Raw genomic sequence first — 19040 nt, forward strand, 5'->3', positions numbered from 1 at the left:
GATGGATTTCGTGGAAAGATGCCGCACGGCCTTAGTATTTTGTCTTGCAGTATTGTTGCCGTTCCTTGTCGTATCCTTGTCTGCTTGCGGCTATCATAGGGTAGAGAGGAGCGAGGCGATCCCTTCCTGGATTAAGACTATATATATAGCGCCATTTTCAAATCACAGTAATGAGCTCCTGCTCGGCCAGTGGGTTACTGATGCATTGAGACGTGAATTTTTGAGAGGCGGCGGGTTGGCCCTTGCCTCCAAAGAAGATGCCGATGTAATATTGGAAGGCGATATAGTTAGGGTAGATACTGCCGGGCTGTCTTTTCTTACATATAGTCAAACTATCGAGAGACAGATAAGCGCTGAATGTTCCCTTAGGATTATAGACAGAAAGACCGGCCAGGTACTCTGGCAGACAACCAATCTGAGGCGCGACGAAGGTTTTTTGGTAGGACAGGAGCCGATGCAGACCGAAGGCTTCAAGGAGGAGGCGTTAAAGGAGCTCAGCCGGTATATGGCTGAGCTCATATATCACAGGGTAACAGACGTATTTTAAAGATCTCTGCAGACTCTGTAGATTCGGTTCGATAGTCATGCGTTCGGTTCATATTTTCAATCTTGTCTGAAGCGGACTCTTTTTTTGGGATCTTTTAAGTGTGTTGGTTGGGTTGGCTCGTTTGCTAATTTGCAGCCTTTTCAAGGGCATTAGTCTTTTTGGTAAGGCGTGATATGAGGCGTGCTGCCTTTCTCCAGTGTATGGCGCCTGTGGATGCGATCTTGTCTATACCTTTTTGTGCGACCCTAAGTTGTCTTTTGATATGCCCTATGTCTTGGGGCTTGGCGGTAGTAAGGGCATTTTCGACGGTTTTTACAAGGTTCTTTACCCTTGTCTTTCTGGCCTTGTTTCTAAGCCTGCGTTTTTCATTCTGGCGCATCCTCTTAAGGGCTGATTTATGGTTTGCCAAATGGACCTCCTTGCAATTTTATTATGTCTTTCTTCTCAAGAAGAGATTTTATTTTATAATATGGTATCGTTTAAGTGTCAATAATGATGGTTATTTCAAGCATGGTGTACGGTTTAATTTATCATTTCATGGTGCCGATATTGGATTCAAGACCGATTAAAGACGCGAGGGATTATTATGGCGGGCACTGCCCCACAGATCGGAAAACTCCTTAAAGACGCAGGTCTAGTGACCGACGCACAGATACAGTTTGCCGTAGCTGAACAGAAGGCGACTGGCGAGAAACTAGGCGAGTGCTTGATAAGGCTCGGCATTGTGAGCGACTCCGATATAGCAAGGGCCTTAGCCGAGCAGAGCGGTCTGTCTTTTATCGATCTCAGGGCGTTTACACCCGATCCGGCCGTGCTCTCGCGCCTTCCGGCCCAAACGGCCAAGCAGAACCTCATACTGCCACTTTTTATCAAAGACAATAATCTGCATATCGCCGTCAGCGACCCCTATGTCTCTACATATGCAGAGATCATCTTTAGGCTTACCGGGTTTCCGGCGGTTGTTCATATAGGCGGAAGGGACGAACTGAAGAAACTTGTTGAACGTTTTTATTATCTCTTGGAGCATCCTGTAGAGGAGGCTATAGAGACCATTGTTACAAGGGCAAGGCTTAATCCAAACGCCGATATAGATATTGCAAGGCTCCTTGACATGCTCTTTTCCGCAGCGATAAGTGTAAGGGCCACAGATGTGCATATAACGCCAAGCAGTATATCTACGCGTGTGATGTTTAGGGTGGATGGCATGATGACATCCGCCTATGTGTTTCCGGCTGTTTTCCACAATAGGCTTGTGACGAACATAAAGGTAAGGGCCGGGATGGATATTGCTGAACAGCGAAAGCCGCAGGACGGCCGTATGTCGTTTGAATTCCTAGGGGACGTCTTTGATATCAGGGTCTCATCGCTTAGGACCAATTTCGGTGAGAACATGGTGCTCCGCATTTTGCCTTCAAGGGGTGGGCAGACCCTTGGTCTTGCCGATCTCGGATTCGAGCCTGGGCAGTTGGCCGTTGTGAGGCAGCTATTTTCTTATCCTTGCGGCATGATATTCTTGGTAGGACCTACCGGGAGTGGAAAGACCACAAGCCTCTATGCGGCGCTCAAGGTGCAGGATGTCATAAGCAAAAACATACTTACAGTTGAAGACCCTATAGAGTATGAATTCATGATGATCAGGCAGACGCAGGTAAACGAAAAGGCTGGTTATGATTTTGCCTCTGCAATCCGCACATTTCTCCGTCAAGACCCCGACGTCATGCTGATAGGCGAGATAAGGGACGAAGAGACCGCTATATTTGCGGTCAGGGCGGCGCTTACAGGTCATCTTGTCCTCTCCACCCTGCATGCCAACAGCGCCATGGGTGCGCTCGCAAGACTCGGCGATCTCGGCATCACTCCTTTTCTGCTGGCAAATTCCCTTGTAGGCATAATCTCTCAGCGTTTGGTAAGGAGGCTGTGCCCTTACTGTAAAGAGGCCTATGTGCCGCCATCTGATATATTGAACCGGTACGGCCTTCCTCCAACTGGAGGGAGTTATTTCAGGCCTGGCGGGTGCAAACAGTGCAGAGGGACCGGTTATCTTGGCAGGACGGTGATTGCCGAGATACTGCCATTTAGTAAGGATATATTGAGGCTGGTGGCAGACGGCGCATCCTTGGGGAAAATAGAGGATCAGGCCAGAAAAGAGGGTTTCAATGATTTGATGCACGCGGCGCTCGTAAAGGTGAAAAATGGGGAGACTAGTTTTGACGAGATAGAGAGGGTGGTGGGTTGATGCCGTATTTTTCATATGAGGCGGTGGACGGTACAGGCGTCGTCGTAAAGGATGAAGGCGAGTTTCCGTCTATTGACAGCCTTTTTGAGGTGCTTCGCGGCAGGGGTCTTGCCCTGATCAAATACCGGCGCAGGCGCTTAAGACTTAAATTTCATTTCGGCGGCTGGATCAAGCGCACGGATCTCGCCGAATTTTTTAGAAACCTCTCACTCCTCATAAGAGGAGGCATCCCTTTAAGGCAGGCCATCGAAGACTTGGCGAAGAGTCCCGGCAACAAGGCCTTTTCCTCGGTCTTGAAGGATATCCTCAGGAGGCTTGATCAGGGACAGCTCCTCTCCGAGGCGATGGATGCGAACCGCCGTTATTTTTCAAGGCTTCTCATCACGCTTGTAAGTATCGGAGAGGAGACGGGCGGGCTGGATCAGACCCTTGAGGATGCAGCCGCTCATCTGGAGAGGGTGGAGGAGATCGTATCAAATACAAAAAGGGCCATGATATATCCGTCTTTTGTCATTGTGGCTATGTTGGGGGCGTTTGCCTTTTGGATGATCTATGTCCTTCCCAAGATATTGGGTCTCTTTAAGGAGATGGGGGTAAAGAAGACCCCGCTCGCCACGATAATTCTTATAAAGACAGTGGAGTTCTTTAACAAATGGTGGCCTGCGGCATTTATACCGCTGATAGCGGGGGTCATAATTTATTTAATAACCAAGAGAAATGAGAGGGTGAAATACCTTTGGGATCTCTTCTGGTCGCGTTTTCCATTGATAGGAAGGATCATCAAGTCCTCGCAGCTTGCATTTTTTTTTGAGTATCTGGCGCTTCTAACATCGGCCGGCATAAATTTTGTAAGGGGTCTCGAGCTTATGGAGGCTTCTATAAACCATCGGGTGATAAGGAATGGTATAAGGGGGATAAAGGCGGGTGTTATGGGCGGAAGGGGCATCTTCGATTCCTTTTCCAAGACTGGCCTCTTTGATCCGTTTGTATTGCGCATGATCTCGGTAGGTGAGCAGACAGGGAACATGCCGGATCAGCTCGTTCTGTTGGCGAAATTTTACCTTTCCAAGGTAAACAAGTTTGTAGAGACCATGTCGAAGGTGATAGAGCCAGCTTTAATCATTTTTGCCGGTTTGATATTTGTAGTTATAGCCCTTGGACTTTTAGGGCCGATATATGATATAATAAGTAAAATTCAGTGATTTCGAGTTAATTAAAAGGAAAATTCGGTATTGCCTTCATATCCTGACTATATAAATTATTTCGGTCTCAAGGATGCGCCTTTTCGGCTCTCTCCCGATCCGAATTTCTTTTTTCCGGCTAGATCTCATCTTGCCGCAAAGGAGGTTTTGAAATTTGCTATAGAAAGGGGCGAGGGTTTTATGGTACTGGTAGGTCCTGCCGGTACCGGTAAAACCTTGACCTTGCGGCTGATTCTTGAGGGGCTGCATCCTGACAAGCTGCCCGTCGTGGTGGTGAGTCCTGCAGTGAATCCCCCAGGCCTGTTAAGGCTCATTTTGGATGAAATGGGGCATCCATATGACGGGGGATCAGATGATCTGGCTTTGTTGCTAAAGCATTTTCAGTCGGCGGTCCTTGATCTTGCCTCAAAGGGAAAGGATCTCCTCATCGTGGTGGATGAGGCCCAAAACCTGCCGGTTGATACGCTTGAACAGCTGCGCTTGCTGTCAAATATAGAGACTGACAGGCGAAAGCTCTTGCAGATACTCCTGATCGGACAGCCTGAGCTGGATTCGATCCTTTATGATCCGAGACTTGGGCAACTCGTTCAGAGGATCGTGGTAAGGGAAGAGCTCAGGCCTTTTACCAGAGAGGAGATGGGGGATTACATAGGTTTCAGGCTTGCAAAGGCCGGGAGGGCCGATATAAGGCTTGATTCAGGGGCACTTTCGCGCCTCTATGCGGCGAGTCAGGGTGTCCCGCGCCTGATAAACAAGATCATGGACAGGGCCCTTCTTATGGCAAGTTCCCACGGCAGGCTTACCATAGGGCCCAAGGACATAAACGCGGCGTGCGAGACAATGCCTATTCCAAGGGCGATCCGACCTAGTTCCAGCTGGGGATCGGGCAAGAAGGTCGTATTTCTGACGTCTGGCGTCTTTCTGCTGATATTTATCGCATGGGCTGCTTTTTTGTTTTTTGGGGGTTTAAGGCCGTGAGGATGACCTGTCCATTTAAGATCCTTGTACAATTGACATGGCTGTGGCCGTCATGCCTTTTTTCGTTCAATGGGCATCCTGCTTACAGGTCATGTCGATGCCGCCTATGGTCCCCTTGCCGGCATGATGATCTCAGCCATACAGAGGAGGCATAGCCATGCGGAGGCCTTTGCTTATCGCGGAGCGCAAGAGCGACGGCGCCTGGGTCTGTCTCGCCGTCTTGAGACGCGGTAGGCGCCCTGTCTTTGGCGGGATAGAGGAGATAAGCGGGGACGCACCGGCAAGATCAGGCGATATAATGTTGGTCTTGCGTTCAAGCCGGACATATATGCTCTATGATACATTCCATCGGACGCAGCGCAGGCTATTTACGCTACAGATAAACGATCGTTTGAGACAGGCCGGGCTTTTGCTTGATGGACATGGTGACATCGTACATTGCGCAAGACCTGTAGGTATGCGTCATGGACAGGTACTTTATTCCATCTTGGGCCTGCCGAAAGAAGACCTTGAACCTTTTCTGTCGCTGGGGTTTAGACAAGGCGTGAGGTTGTATGTGGTAACCCCTGCCATTGCGGCCATTTCGGCGTTCTTGAAGGTCCTTACGCCTGAGCCGGTGCTTGCTGCCTGCTTTTTTGACAGCGGTCTCGAACTAATCGTAGCTCAAAACGGCATCCCGGTCCATCTCCAGTTTGTTCCACCAGCCCCTGAAGGACGCTTTGGCGGGACTATGCTTGCAAATACATTTGATATCGTCCTCCAGACTGTCCGCCGTGTCCATGATGTCGATATAAAAAAGATTGTTATATTGGGGCCAAACAGTCATCTTTGTCCGGAGACAATAGGGGAATATAGCATCTGGGTGCCTGATTGGGGCGCCTTTTTCAATGCCGGCGATCCATCTTTAATACCAAGATATCCAGAGTTGTTTGGAGGTCTATTTATAGACAGGGTCTTTGATTTTGTCCCTGCATTGTGGCGTATTTCGTGGCATACCCAGACAGTATCGCAGTGGGCGGCTGCAGTCGCCGCGGTCGGAGCCGCTGTCTTGTGGGCGGCTGGGCTGTATATTGATAAAGACATAAACGCAAGACTTAGGTTCGAGATGCAAGGGCGTAAAAGGATAGTTGTCCAGGAGAGGGATGTCCTTCAAAAGATGTTGCCTCGGGAACAGGAGAGGGATGCCCTTCAAAGATTTATTAATCTCATGGCCGAATATGAGAGACAGCCAAGACTTGATGCCATGGTGTCAGCGCTGACGCAGGCCATCCCGGAAGGCGTCAGCATCTCAGCACTTGAGATTGAGAGGATGCCGCTCCAGACCCAGGATGGTGTTCCGCGTCGGCCTCAAGTTACACAATCCGGCCCTGCACAGGCTCAAACCCAGGGCGGCGTCTTGCAGACTATGGTGGGGGCAGGTGAAGATGTGCAAGATTTCTTTAAAAGGCCGTTTGATATCAAGATGAGCCTCGTTTCATCAGGAGATTACGGGCAGTGCAGGGATAGGTTCAATGGGATCGTCAGGGCCATCCAGTGCAGCGATCTGTTTGCAATCAGAGGTTCCCATTGGGAATACGACGAGCAGGAAGGCCTTGGTCGGCTTCATTGTCTGTTGTTATGGAAAGGTGGTAGGTCATGAGACAGCATATTCCGACCCCATCTTTCATGACCGTTGTACTGGAGATGGCAGCGGTGATATTTTTTGCTGCATCGGTCTGGTTCATGACCGATGCCATTGCAAAGAAGACAGGGCTTGAGAAGGCCATTCAGGTTATAGCGAATGAAGAGGCATCTATAAATACAATGAAAGGGCGCCTGCAGCTTTTCAAGGCCTTGAAGGCCAAATATATGCCTGCCGCCTCTGCAGGGAATGACACGCCTATCATCTGGGAGCGTGCCGATATTATATGGGATGACATAACTTTTGAAGAGCTCATGCGCAGACTATACGGTCTTTATCTTCACGATCGACCTTTTGTCCTTGAATCCTTTTTTGCTGGACATGAAGACAAAATAAACTATGATGAGTCAGGCGTGCAGGGCCGGCAGCCTACATCTGATGGGCCAAGTCAGGAAACCGGTGGGAAAATGACATTTCGTATAAAGGGATATTTTTTATGCCTGTGCCGTTAGACAAGTTTAAGGACTGGTTGTTGGTTGCAGGGCCTTTGTCGTGTCTTGTAATGCTGAGTCTTTTCGCTATGTTGTCGGGTTATGAGTCAGGAGAGGGGAAAGGTCCCTTTGTCTCGTTTCCGCCGTTGCCTGACATATCCATCAAAGTGCCGCAGGCGGAATCTGTAAAGGGGCGATGCCCAAGTGTCTATGGTCTTGTCGCAGCCGGCCCGTTTGATCCATTTGGGAGACAGGCGCATATAATAGCAACCGGGGCCGGCAAACCCCAGCCCATGCTTGAAGAGCTTGTGCTGAGTCTCGTCGTGGTCACTGATCGTGGGCGTTACTGTCGGGTGAACGGCAGACTCCTCAGAGAGGGAGAGAAATGGGCTGGATTCACTGTTCAAAAGATTGAACAGGGTGGGGCCTGGTTTGATACAGATGCCGGTCGTATATTTCTCAAACCAGGGCAGAAGGAAACCATTGCTCTGAGACCGGAAGATAGCAGTGACGGCATCTCATCTGGCGATCGGCCTGGTGCCAGATCTAAGGCAAGGGGGAGAGGGAGCGCCTGATGAAGAGAAAGACAGTCTCTTTTTATTGCCCGTTGATTGTTTTGATAGCGGCCTTTATGCTTATCGGCGGTTGTGCACTTGGCCCCGGTCTCGAAAAGGGACAACCCGTTGCACATATTGTTCCGGCGACGCAGGATCTTTCCGCCCAGCCGAGCGTCGCTAATGATGTCGCTAATGATAAAGACGGGCCGATCGATCAAGCCCCTAGGTTTAAGTCCCTAAGTCCGCTTGATACGCAGATCGTGACACTTTCCTTTAATTCCGAGGATTACAAAAATATCTTGCAGGCCCTTGCGATGGCGGCCGGGCTTAATCTTGTTATCGATCCAGCTGTTGATGCAATACTCAAGGACAACAGGACGCTTACGGCGGAATACCAAGAGAGGCCTGTCCGTGATGTCTTGGATTCAGTATGCAGGGCGCTGGATATATCGTGGCACGAGTCTGAGGGCACGATCTATGTAACTGCTACGGTTCAAAAGGTATTTAATCTTGATTTTTTGGCCTCTGTGCGTCAGTCAAAATTTACCGTAGGCGGCGATGTCCTTGGCGGAGGTTATGGCAGTATCGGCGCAAGTGGTTCATCAAGCGGTTCGGCAGGGGGTGCCAATAACGCCAATAACGTCGTTACCCCGCTAACCGGAAGTTTTGAACTCACGGGTCAGACAGCTGATAAAGTTACGGATATCTACAAAAGTTTGGAGGACTCGCTTAAGGAGCGGATCGGTGATGGTGGATCTTTCTTTTTAAACCGTCAGACAGGGACGTTGCTTGTAAAGGCGAGACCGAGGATTGTCGACGAGATAGGCGTCTATCTCAGAGCGCTTCGTTCGAAATACAGGCGTCAGGTGCTTATAGAGGCGAATCTCCTAGAGGTGCAGCTTACGTCAGGGCATGAACTAGGCGTTGACTGGAGCAATCTTGAGGCGACGCTGAGCAGGAGTCCGCTCCAGACAACGGGTGCCAAATTCATAGTAAATAGTACTACGACTGCAAATGGCTTGTTGTATGGCCTCCATCTGTCCCAGCGTTATTATGATGTAAGTACGGTGCTCCACGCCCTTGAGCAGTATGGGAATGTCAAGACCCTCTCAAACCCCAGGCTGAAGGTTATGAATGGCCAGTCGGCCGTCATAAGCGTCGGCCAGTCGGTATCATACCTCAAAAGTCTTCAACAGAACCTGACATCTGGCGGCACCGGCGGCGGCATCACTACTTCAACCACTACGGCCGAGATCAGCTCCATCTTCGACGGCGTTCTTTTGGGTGTAACGCCGGTCATAGAAGGTGATGGTTTCGTGACACTTCATATAGTGCCGATAAAGAGCGATCTCATCTCGCTTGAAGAGCGGGAGTTCACCGGCGGGAACCGATATACCTTTCCTAAGGTGGATCTAAGGGAGGCCTCCACCGTACTCCGAGTCAGGTCCGGAGAGATGGTGATTCTTGGCGGGCTTATTCAGGAGCGGAAGGAGGACAAGGGCTCTGGTGTGCCACTGTTAGACCGTCTACCATATGTCGGCAAGGCTTTCAAATACAATATCGAGAGCAATAAACGTGTGGAACTCGTGATCCTTATGCAGGTAAAGATAATTTGATAATTAGGGAATGAGCAGACTTTTTGATGCATTGAAGGAACTGGAGACGCGTGAAGGCGGAGGTCATGAGACACTTCACTATCTGGCGGAAAGGGACGATGGCGAAAGGCATGCCAAGAGACCCGTATGGGTAGCCCCACTCCTGGTAGTGTTGTTTTTTGTAGCAGTCGGTCTCGGCTTTATCGTCTCCATTAATCTGTGGTGGAGGGTAGGGGCGGCAGGGAAGACCGCTGTGACAGGTCTAAATAATATATCCCATGGCAAGGCCGCTAATGGCACGGACAATATGGCGCCGTCCGCACAGACCCAGATCCGACGGATCGGTAGGGATAAGGTCGCCCAATCGTCTGCAGTGCAGACTGTCTCACCATCCATGCCCAGCGAAGACTTGAAAAATAAGGTCTCAATGCCAACAGCTGCGTTATATGGTTTTATGGCGACCAAGGCTGGAGATACCGCTTGTGAGCCGTATGTAGGTCAAATAGACCATAGCATCCAAAAGGATGCACGGAACAGGGTTTATGTTTCCAAAGAAGAAGATGCCGTGCCTGAAAATGGCGCAACAGGCGTCTCCCGGCAGCGTTTGCCAGTTGCACACATCTCACAGCCCGAGAATACGACGGACTTGATCCAGAAAAGTCTGATCCAGCAGGCTGAAGAATATAGGCTGGCTGGGCGGATGGAAGATGCGGTTAGGTTGTATAGGACCATCTGGCGTAAAACCGGTGATGTAGATGTGGCCAACAATCTGGGTGCAGCGCTTTTGGTGCTGGGCAGGACGAAAGAGGCGGAACAGGTCCTACAGGAGGCCTTAAAAAAGGCCCCTGCTGATATGGATATAAGATTCAATCTCAATTTGGCCAGAGAAAAAGAAGGGGAGAATGGCAAGGTGCCGTAATGGAGATGGCGTCCCCGACGGGATTTGAACCCGTGTTGCAAGCGTGAAAGGCTTGTGTCCTGGACCTGGCTAGACGACGGGGACTCATTTTTTTGTCGCGGCGTTTGTTGTGGGCCGTGCTGGACTCGAACCAGCGACTCTCTGCTTAAAAGGCAGATACTCTACCTCCTGAGTTAACGGCCCAGCTCAAAGCCCTGTTAAATAGACCGCTATGGTTATCATGACAAACAGGTCTTGTCAAGCTCGATCGGGCGCCTTGCTGGTACGCCTTATGAAACTTCCGGTGTGAAGGCGATGACGTCATCGATCCTTGATGTATTGGTAAGCAGCATCACAAGTCTGTCCACTCCAAGAGACATCCCTGCGCATGGTTTAAGACTGTCGAGACAGGAAATAAACCTTTGCGGCCATGGATAATCTCTAAAACCAAGTCTTTTTCTTGCTATCGTCCACTCTCTGAACCTCTCTTCCAATTCGTATCTGTCTGTTAGTTCCGAAAAGCCGTTCGCAAGTTCAATCCCGCCTATATAGAGCTCAACCCTCTCTGCAACAGATGGATTGCTGGGTTTAGGTCTTGCCATTGCAGCACACGAAGCTGGATAGTCCATAAGAAAGATAGGTCTGTCTTTAGGAAGGCCGGGCTCGATCTTTGTCGCCATGTCTTCATTAAATCTGTTCGGATCAGGCCATGGGCCTGGACACCAACCTGCATATCTTATGAAGGCGTCTTCAACGGTAAGGCGGGTGAAAGGCGGCCTTATGTCTATGACATTTCGTCCGTAAACAACCCCTTCTCCGTCCAGACCGATTGCCTTGGCTGTAGTCTGTAATATGGCTTCGCAGTCAGCCATGAGATCTTTGTAATCAGCGTCTGTCCTGTACCATTCAAGCATAGTAAATTCCGGTAGGTGCCTGTCTCCGCGCTCGCCCCTTCGGAAGACAGGTCCAAGCTGATAGATGCGGTTTAGTCCTTCGCTCAAAAGGCGCTTGAGATTCAACTCAGGGGATGGAATGAGGTACATGGATCCGCTGCCATGGACGTCGGTCGTCCGAAATGTCTCGATATACGGTTCAGGGGCGAGTGTATTTACAAGGATTGGGGTGTGCACCTCCAGAAACCCTTCTCCTTCAAGCCATGAGCGTATGGCCGATATAATCTTTGAACGGATCTTGAGCCTTTCGTGTCTGGCTACTCGTCCGTTATTTCTTGACCCGCTCGACATATTGGCCCGTGCGGGTGTCAATCTTCAGAACCTCTCCCTCTTCGATAAAGAGGGGTACCTGTATTTCGTAGCCTGTCTCAAGGGTGGCCGGCTTCGTGGCGCCTGTGGCTGTATCGCCCCTTACCCCGGGATCGGATTTTATAACCTGCAGCTCGACGAATATCGGAAGCGATACGTCTATGGGATTGCCCTCAAAGAAAAGGATGTCAACCTCTGTATTTTCTTTCAGGAAGTTTTTTGCCTCACCGACCTGGGATTCCGTCATGCTCACCTGATCGAACTTGACGGTATCCATGAAGTGGTAGCCATCCCCGTCTTTGTAGAGAAACTGCATATGTCTTTCTTCAAGGTTTGCAGGCTCAAATTTTTCGCCTGAGCGATAGGTGCGGTCTATGGTATATCCAGTTATCATATTTTTAAGTTTGCATCTGTAAAGCGCCTGGCCCTTGCCCGGTTTCGAGAATTGAAAATCGGTAATGAGATATGGGTTTCCATCGATTACTATCTTTAAACCCTTTCTCAAGTCTGAAGAATCATACATTGGCTTGTCTCCGGTTTTATTTTTTGCGAAAGCCATCAATAAAATAGAAATAGGGAAAATTCAAGTAGTGTAGCTGCCGATTCATCAATCAATATCGCATCGAAAAACGGTCGAATTCCCCTGTAGCTTCCTGTTCCTGCACCTCGATGTTGGTCACGTGGGCATACGGCGGCCCTTTGCGGCACCATGATATGAACGCGTCTATGGCCTCGGACGATCCCTCGGCTACGAGTTCCACTCTGCCGTCGGCAAGATTTTTCACCCAGCCTGTAAGGTCCAACTGCATAGCCTTATCCATTGCGGATGCCCTGTAAAATACACCTTGCACCCTCCCGCTTATGAATGCGTGGATACGTCTCTGAATACCCATGATCGTGCCTCCGCATCATTATTATTTTATATTAATTTTATAATTTCCGATTTTGAGAAGGGCAAGGTTTGTTTTTTTGAGGAATGATGATCCGGCATGTTTTTTTAGTTTTCCTTTGATGTAATCCTTGATATCATGACGATCATGTCAAAAGAGATTGAATTGCTTGCGCCGGCTGGGACCAATGAGACCTTCTGGGCCGCGATTGAAAACGGTGCGGACGCTGTATATCTAGGGCTTAAAGACCTTAATGCAAGGGCGCTTGCCAGGAATTTTTCTGTTGAAGAGGTGGCTGGCCTTACGGACGCTGCGCACTCAAGGGGCAGAAAGGTCTTTGTGGCCATGAATTCCCTTGTGAGAGAGGATGAGATCCCGAAGGCCGTTGGCGTGCTCTCGGCCCTTGAGGCAATCAAGGTGGATGCCCTGATCATTCAGGACCTTGGTCTCTGGCGGCTTGCGCGGAGGTATTTTCCAGGGCTTCGTCTTCATGCAAGTACCCTGATGGCCGTTCACAATTCCTACGGCGTAAAGATGGCCAAACGGATGGATTTCAGTCGAGTGGTGCTCGCGAGAGAGATGACCCTCGATGAGATAAGTGCGGCTGCAGTCGCCGCAGCAATAGAGACAGAGGTTTTTGTCCACGGTGCCATGTGTTTCAGTTATTCTGGATTGTGTTTCTTCAGCAGCTATTTCGGTGGAAAATCGGGTCTAAGGGGCCGCTGTGTCCAGCCATGCCGTCGCCGTTATACATGGGAGGGAAAGACAGGCGCTTATTTCTCCATGGGGGATCTTTCCGGCCTCGACGTGGTGGATGACCTGAGACGCATCGGGGTAAGATCATTGAAAATAGAAGGTAGGCTTCGGCCTCCTAGTTATGTGGCCTCGGTGGTCAAGGCATACAGGATGGTGATCGACCACCCAGGAGATGTCGATGTGCTTTCCGCAGCATGGGAGCTAGTCCAAGGTGCGTTCGGCCGTGCATATACAAAAGGGTATTTTCATAACGATACGCCAGGAGACGCGATCCTCCCCTGGCGTATGACAAATACCGGTGTATTTATTGGCAAGGTGCTTGACTATAAAAGGGGGCAGCTCCTTGTGGACGTTAGGCTCGATCTGGAACTTGGCGACCGCTTGCGCATAGTTTATCGGGATAGGAAAAGCCAGCAGAGTTTTTTGTGTACCGGTCTTATTGAGACAGAAGATGGCCAGGTCTGGATAAAGACCGGTGGATTGCTAAAAGACCCGAGAGGTGCGTTGATATTCCGCGCCGACACGGCGAGAGGCATTGGTTTTGAGAGATCTGCTGCCAGGGTCTACATGGTAAACAAGGCCTCGTTTACAGCCATTATGAAAAAGGCGCATATTGAGGCACAGGATGTCCTCATGAATATGCCTGCGGGACTCAGGTCGTCCGAGGCTGGTAGATTTGTTAAAAAACAGGCCTCAATAGATGTCTGGGTCAGAATTCCAGAACCGCGCGCCCTCACCCTTACAAAGGATTTTGATATTAAGGGGGCAATACTACCTATAACACCTTGGAATTTAAGGTCATTAAAGGGCAGGGTGCGGACATGGCTCAATGACATGGAAATCGTCTGGTCTCTCCCGGCCATCATCCATGAAGCCGAAATGGCCTTTTATAAAGAGGCATTGAAGCGTCTCGTCAGGCAGGGTTTCGGCAAGTTTGAAGTAGCCAATCTCGGTGCCCTTGCTGTCTTGGAAGAGGTCCTTTCTGACAAGGATCTGAAAAGACAGAGGCGTAAAGCCACTATATTCGGTTTCTATACCCTGAATTTGTTGAACTCACAGGCCCTTATAGGCGCCAAGGGACTTGGTGTGGACATCCCTCAATTTTCCATCGAGACGGATCAGGAAAATGCAAGATGTGCTACTAACTCGGCCCCTTTCGTACAGACTGCATTTACAGTCTTTTCATACATACCAGTTGTCACGAGTCGCATCGCCCTCAAGAACTTCAACTATCTCGGGCCTATAATCAGTCCCAAGGGGGAACGTTTTTATTGGCACAGGGAGGCAGGTAGAGGGGTTCTCTTGTCCGAAAAGCCGTTTTCGCTTCTCAACAAACAAGCCGAGCTGAAAGATGCCGGCTTTTCCATCTGGATTATAGATCTTTCATATCGGATTAAATCCAAACATATGCCGCGCGGCAGAACCGGCGGTCCTGCCCTGCTTCGTATCCCGGCAAAGGCCTTTAATTTCTTTGATAGATTGGAATAGTCAAGCGGCCTTAAGAAATCAGTGGGTGTGCATCTCTTCCGGTTTTATACCCTGTATTACAAACCAGTCAGGGGCCTCAAGGACGTCATGCACGCTAAAGAGCTTGTCAGCGTCATTTACGGCCATTGCCTTGCTCAAGACCTCGTCCATATTTTCAACCATTTCTATTTTGAGCCCCTTAGTCACCTTGGCCGGGATTTCCTTCATGTCTTTTTCGTTTTCGCTTGGTATGAGAACGGTCTCTATGCCGCTTCGTTTGGCAGCAAGGAGTTTTTCTTTGAGCCCGCCTATAGGTAGCACCCGTCCCCTCAGGGTTATCTCGCCTGTCATTGCCACGCTGTGTCTGACCGGGATCTTGAGCAGTGCGGATACGATAGCCGTGGCTATAGTTATACCGGCCGATGGACCGTCTTTAGGGATAGCCCCTTCAGGTACATGGACGTGGATGTCAACTTTTTGATAGAAGTCCCAAGGGAGCCTGAACTGGTGGGCCCGTGAACGGACATAGCTCATCGCAGCCTGCACGGATTCTTGCATCACATCGCCCAGCTTACCGGTTATTGTAAGGTTGCCTTTGCCCGGCATAATAACCGCCTCTATCTGGAGGAGGGCCCCTCCTGTCTCTGTCCAGGCAAGGCCGGCGGCAACGCCGGTCTGGTCTGTTTCTTCGGATTGCCCGTGTCTATATCGCGCAACACCTAGATAGCGGGTAATTGATGAATATGCTACTTTTATTTGTTTTGTCTCTTCCCCGGTGTTTTTGACTATCTCCTTCGCCACCTTGCGGCAGATGGAGGCCAGGGCCCGTTCAAGGCCCCTTACGCCAGCTTCCCTCGTATAGGAATGGATGATCTCAAGTATTACCTTATCGGTTATCTGCAATTGCTCTGGATTGAGACCATGTGCCTCTAATTGGCGTGGGATCAGAAAGCCCTTGGCGATTTCTAGTTTTTCTTCTTCTGTATAGCCAGGCAGTTCTATGATCTCCATCCTGTCCTGGAGAGGGATGGGTATGGTGTGTAAGGTATTGGCCGTTGTGATGAAGAGTACGCTTGACAGATCATAGTCAAGGTCAAGATAGTGGTCGTTAAACGAGACATTTTGTTCAGGATCAAGCACCTCGAGGAGTGCTGCAGCCGGGTCCCCACGGAAGTCAGTGCTCATTTTGTCGACCTCGTCTAGACAAAAGACCGGGTTTGAAGAGCCAGCTTTTTTGAGGGATTGGATAATCTTGCCTGGCAGGGCGCCTATATATGTCCTTCTGTGTCCCCTGATTTCAGCTTCGTCCCTTATTCCACCCAGCGAGAGGCGGACGAAGTTTCTTCCCATGGCCCTCGCTACGGACTTGGCTAAGGATGTCTTTCCAACCCCAGGCGGCCCGGCGAGACAAAGTATCGGACCCTTTATCTTCTTCGCCAGAGATTGGACAGCAAGGTGTTCAAGAATCCTCTCCTTCGGTTTTTCGAGGCCGAAGTGGTCCTCGTTAAGGATGTTTTCAGCCGCCTCTATGTCGTGTTTGTCTGTCGTCTTTTCAAACCACGGCAGGGATATAATCCAGTCTATATAGTTTCTTACGACTGTGGCCTCTGCAGACATGGGCGGCATCATCTTCAATTTTTTGAGTTCATGCCTTACTCTGGCAGAGGCCTCCTTTGGGAGCTTTTTTCGTCTTATCTTCTGTTCGAGTTCCCTGATATCGCCCTGAGTGTCGTCTTTTTGGCCTATTTCTTTTTGGATGGCGCGGATCTGCTCATTTAGATAGTAGTCTTTTTGATTCTTTTCCATCTGCTTTCTGACACGGTCTTTTATCCGTTGTTCAGTAAGCATTATTTGGATCTCGGTGCGCATGAGGGAGTAGAGCCGCTCAAGGCGTTTTTCAGGCTGTACCTGTTCAAGGATGGCCTGTTTATCAGCGACTTTTAAAGGTATATGGGCTGCGATGGTGTCTGAAAGCCTTGCTGGGTCGGTAATGGACGAGATAGAGATGGCCACTTCTGGGGCTATTTTTTTGTTGAGTTTGACATATTCATCGAAGGCGCTCAGTACGAGCCTTGTGAGCGCTTCCGTTTCCGTGTGTTTGTTAATAGAGTGATGGAGTGGCTCCACCTCAACCATAAAATAACTGGCATTGGGTATAAAGCGTCTTATTACGGCCCGCTGATCGCCTTCTATAAGTGCCTTTACCGTGCCGTCCGGCAGACGCAAAAGCTGGAGGATGGTGCCGAGCGTGCCGATCTTGTATATATCGTGTTCCTTTGGGTCGTCTATCTTTGCATCTTTTTGAGCGGCGAGAAATATCTGTTGCTTGGAGGCCATCGCGTCTTCAATGGCTTGAACGGATTTTTCTCTCCCTATAAACAGGGGGGTTACCATGTGAGGAAAGAGGACTATGTCCCTCAAGGGTATGAGGGCGGCCTTGATGATTTCGGGGTCATCTTTTGAGATGGATTGTTTTGCGCTGGTCTGCATATGTCTTTTACCTTGCGTGTTTAAGGGCCCGCCAGCCCGTAGTTTTTATCCGAGGCGCATTTTGCACCCGATTCCGACAAGACCATCTCCTCGGCCTCGCTTCAAGCCGATGGCTTCGAGAATGAAACCCATGCGCTATAGTTGAGCGATGGCCTTGGAAATATATCTTTTTCAAGATGTCTGGGCCTTCGGTTCATAGAGTAGCACCGGTTCTGCTTTGTTGATGATTACGTCCTCGCTTACCACGCACTCCCTAATGCCTTCTCGTGAAGGAAGTTCATACATGACATTGAGCATGGCCTGTTCTAGGATCGCCCTGAGCCCTCTTGCACCAGTTTTTCGTTTTATTGCCTCCTGTGCAATGGCTTTTATCGCCCCATCGGTAAAATGGAGATCGATATTATCCATTGCGAAGAGTTTTTGGAATTGTTTTATGAGGGCGTTTTTGGGTTCCTTGAGTATCCTTATCAGTGCATTTTCGTCTAATTCCTCAAGTGCAGCCACTACAGGCATGCGGCCTACAAACTCGGGTATCAGACCGTATTTGATCAGGTCTTCGGGTTGAATATTTTGCAGTATTTCGCTCAACATAATATTTCTTGCACCGTGAACATCGGCGCCGAATCCTATTGATGCACTTCCCATGCGTGCCTTTGCTATGCTGTCAAGCCCGACGAATGCACCGCCGCAGATAAAGAGTATGTTGGTGGTATCCACCTTTACAAAATCCTGCTGAGGGTGCTTTCTACCGCCTTTTGGCGGGACGTTGGCCATGGTACCCTCGATTATCTTTAGAAGGGCTTGTTGTACACCTTCTCCGGATACGTCCCTCGTAATGGATGGGCTATCGGTCTTCCTTGCCAGCTTGTCGATCTCGTCTATATAGACGATTCCCCTGCTTGCCAGCTCTACGTCATAGTCTGCGGCCTGAAGGAGATTGAGAATGATGTTTTCCACATCTTCGCCTACATAGCCAGCTTCCGTAAGTGTGGTGGCGTCGGCTATGGTAAACGGCACATTCAATATCTTGGCGAGCGTCTGGGCGAGCAGGGTCTTCCCACTCCCTGTAGGGCCTATCAGGAGTATATTGCTCTTTTGTAGTTCGACATCCCCTGTGTCTGCTTTTGAATCGATACGTTTATAGTGGTTGTGCACTGCAACGGACAATATCTTCTTGGCAGTCTCTTGCCCTATAACATATTCGTCCAATAGGGCCTTGATATCGGCCGGTTTAAGGGATTTCGAGGCCTTGTTCTCGGGGTCGTCTGCCTTGTCGTATTCCTCGGCGATTATGTCGTTGCAAAGCTCTATACATTCATCGCATATATATACGTTCGGGCCAGCAATAAGCCTTCTTACCTCGTCGTGACCCTTGCCGCAGAATGAACAACGCAGATCAGTTTGTACTTCAGTGTCTTTCTTTTTAGCCATTTGACTTGTCCTCCTGAGGGGAGATGCGTTTCGTGATTACCTTGTCTATGAGGCCGTAATTTTTAGCCTCCTCCCCTCCCATGAAATAATCCCTCTCGGTGTCTTCCTGTATCTTTCCCAGGGGTTGACCTGTATGGACCGCCAGCAGCTCGTTCAATCTCTGGCGCAGCCTCAATATCTCTCTCGCATGTATGTCTATGTCGGTCGCCTGGCCTTGGAAGCCACCCATCGGCTGGTGGATGAGTATCCTGGCATTAGGGAGGCAATAACGCTTGCCTTTTGCGCCTGCGGCCAGAAGAAACGCACCCATGCTGGACGCTTGACCAAGACACAGTGTGCTTACGTCACATTTTATGTACTGCATAGTGTCATAGATTGCGAGTCCGGCCGTCACGATACCGCCGGGAGAATTTATATAGAGTGTTATATCTCGTTTCGGGTCCTCGGCCTCCAGAAATAGGAGCTGAGCGATTACTAGGTCAGCCATGTCATCGTCTATCGGGCCGCCCAGGAAGACTATCCGTTCCTTCAGGAGCCTCGAATAGATATCATAGGCCCTTTCACCCCTCGGGCTTTGTTCTATAACAATGGGTATTAAAGGCATTTAAGTCAATCTTCT

The 19040-nt window shown here is 49.7% G+C and carries 17 protein-coding genes and 2 tRNA genes; 10 read left to right on the plus strand and 9 right to left on the minus strand.

What is annotated here, in order from left to right:
- Window position 1: 1 nt before the first annotated feature.
- A complete protein-coding gene (gene lptE / locus LGS26_RS04960; RefSeq protein ID WP_237887496.1) occupies window positions 2-547 on the plus strand; it encodes an LPS assembly lipoprotein LptE in 546 nt (181 codons plus the stop codon).
- Between the two features lie 124 nt (window positions 548-671).
- Here the strand turns inward: lptE and rpsT are convergent, their stop codons facing one another.
- Window positions 672-956 carry a 30S ribosomal protein S20 gene (gene rpsT, locus LGS26_RS04965; protein WP_237887498.1) on the minus strand — a complete coding sequence of 95 codons (285 nt, stop codon included), beginning with the start codon at window positions 954-956 and terminating at the stop codon, window positions 672-674.
- A gap of 177 nt (window positions 957-1133) precedes the next feature.
- Here rpsT and LGS26_RS04970 point away from each other — a divergent pair, with 177 nt between their 5' ends.
- From LGS26_RS04970 to LGS26_RS05005, 8 genes are all read left to right on the plus strand, one after another.
- A complete protein-coding gene (locus LGS26_RS04970; protein WP_237887505.1) occupies window positions 1134-2783 on the plus strand; it encodes a GspE/PulE family protein in 1650 nt (549 codons plus the stop codon).
- Complete coding sequence (locus LGS26_RS04975) at window positions 2783-3985, plus strand: type II secretion system F family protein (protein WP_237887507.1); 1203 nt, start codon at window positions 2783-2785, stop codon at window positions 3983-3985. The genes LGS26_RS04970 and LGS26_RS04975 overlap by 1 nt, the downstream gene beginning before the upstream one ends.
- Before the next feature lie 147 nt (window positions 3986-4132).
- Window positions 4133-4963 (plus strand): ExeA family protein, encoded by an 831-nt coding sequence (locus LGS26_RS04980; RefSeq protein WP_237887514.1) that lies wholly within the window; start codon window positions 4133-4135, stop codon window positions 4961-4963.
- A gap of 157 nt (window positions 4964-5120) precedes the next feature.
- Complete coding sequence (locus LGS26_RS04985) at window positions 5121-6602, plus strand: hypothetical protein (protein ID WP_237887516.1); 1482 nt, start codon at window positions 5121-5123, stop codon at window positions 6600-6602.
- Window positions 6599-7096 carry a hypothetical protein gene (locus LGS26_RS04990; RefSeq protein ID WP_237887517.1) on the plus strand — a complete coding sequence of 166 codons (498 nt, stop codon included), beginning with the start codon at window positions 6599-6601 and terminating at the stop codon, window positions 7094-7096. Before LGS26_RS04985 ends, LGS26_RS04990 begins: the two co-directional genes overlap by 4 nt.
- Window positions 7081-7650 (plus strand): hypothetical protein, encoded by a 570-nt coding sequence (locus tag LGS26_RS04995; protein WP_237887519.1) that lies wholly within the window; start codon window positions 7081-7083, stop codon window positions 7648-7650. Before LGS26_RS04990 ends, LGS26_RS04995 begins: the two co-directional genes overlap by 16 nt.
- Window positions 7650-9248, plus strand: a complete 1599-nt coding sequence (gene mshL, locus LGS26_RS05000) for a pilus (MSHA type) biogenesis protein MshL (protein ID WP_237887521.1) — start codon at window positions 7650-7652, stop codon at window positions 9246-9248. The genes LGS26_RS04995 and mshL overlap by 1 nt, the downstream gene beginning before the upstream one ends.
- 10 nt (window positions 9249-9258) lie before the next feature.
- Window positions 9259-10146 carry a tetratricopeptide repeat protein gene (locus LGS26_RS05005; RefSeq protein ID WP_237887523.1) on the plus strand — a complete coding sequence of 296 codons (888 nt, stop codon included), beginning with the start codon at window positions 9259-9261 and terminating at the stop codon, window positions 10144-10146.
- A gap of 6 nt (window positions 10147-10152) precedes the next feature.
- Here LGS26_RS05005 and LGS26_RS05010 read toward each other — a convergent pair.
- The 5 genes from LGS26_RS05010 to LGS26_RS05030 all read right to left on the minus strand — a co-directional run bounded on the left by LGS26_RS05010 (window position 10153) and on the right by LGS26_RS05030 (window position 12280).
- Window positions 10153-10230 (minus strand) — tRNA-Glu (locus LGS26_RS05010).
- Window positions 10231-10256: 26 nt separating this feature from the next.
- Window positions 10257-10329: transfer RNA gene (locus LGS26_RS05015), tRNA-Lys, on the minus strand.
- Window positions 10330-10415: 86 nt separating this feature from the next.
- Complete coding sequence (epmA, locus tag LGS26_RS05020) at window positions 10416-11390, minus strand: EF-P lysine aminoacylase EpmA (RefSeq protein ID WP_237887524.1); 975 nt, start codon at window positions 11388-11390, stop codon at window positions 10416-10418.
- Window positions 11347-11910: an elongation factor P gene (efp, locus tag LGS26_RS05025; RefSeq protein WP_237887526.1), complete on the minus strand. Its 564-nt coding sequence runs from the start codon at window positions 11908-11910 to the stop codon at window positions 11347-11349. The genes epmA and efp overlap by 44 nt, the downstream gene beginning before the upstream one ends.
- An 88-nt stretch (window positions 11911-11998) precedes the next feature.
- Window positions 11999-12280 (minus strand): acylphosphatase, encoded by a 282-nt coding sequence (locus tag LGS26_RS05030; protein WP_237887528.1) that lies wholly within the window; start codon window positions 12278-12280, stop codon window positions 11999-12001.
- Between the two features lie 135 nt (window positions 12281-12415).
- On the opposite strand from LGS26_RS05030, the gene LGS26_RS05035 reads away from it, so the two are divergent.
- Window positions 12416-14521, plus strand: a complete 2106-nt coding sequence (locus LGS26_RS05035; protein ID WP_237887530.1) for a peptidase U32 family protein — start codon at window positions 12416-12418, stop codon at window positions 14519-14521.
- Between the two features lie 18 nt (window positions 14522-14539).
- Here the strand turns inward: LGS26_RS05035 and lon are convergent, their stop codons facing one another.
- The 3 genes from lon to clpP form a co-directional block, all read right to left on the minus strand.
- Window positions 14540-16990 carry an endopeptidase La gene (lon, locus tag LGS26_RS05040; RefSeq protein WP_237887532.1) on the minus strand — a complete coding sequence of 817 codons (2451 nt, stop codon included), beginning with the start codon at window positions 16988-16990 and terminating at the stop codon, window positions 14540-14542.
- Window positions 16991-17161: 171 nt separating this feature from the next.
- Entirely contained in the window at window positions 17162-18421 is a 1260-nt protein-coding gene (gene clpX, locus LGS26_RS05045; RefSeq protein ID WP_237887534.1) for an ATP-dependent Clp protease ATP-binding subunit ClpX, read from the minus strand.
- Window positions 18414-19025: an ATP-dependent Clp endopeptidase proteolytic subunit ClpP gene (gene clpP, locus LGS26_RS05050; protein ID WP_237887536.1), complete on the minus strand. Its 612-nt coding sequence runs from the start codon at window positions 19023-19025 to the stop codon at window positions 18414-18416. The genes clpX and clpP overlap by 8 nt, the downstream gene beginning before the upstream one ends.
- Window positions 19026-19040: the final 15 nt, after the last annotated feature.

It is taken from the genome of Dissulfurimicrobium hydrothermale, assembly GCF_022026155.1.
GTDB lineage: Bacteria > Desulfobacterota > Dissulfuribacteria > Dissulfuribacterales > Sh68 > Dissulfurimicrobium > Dissulfurimicrobium hydrothermale.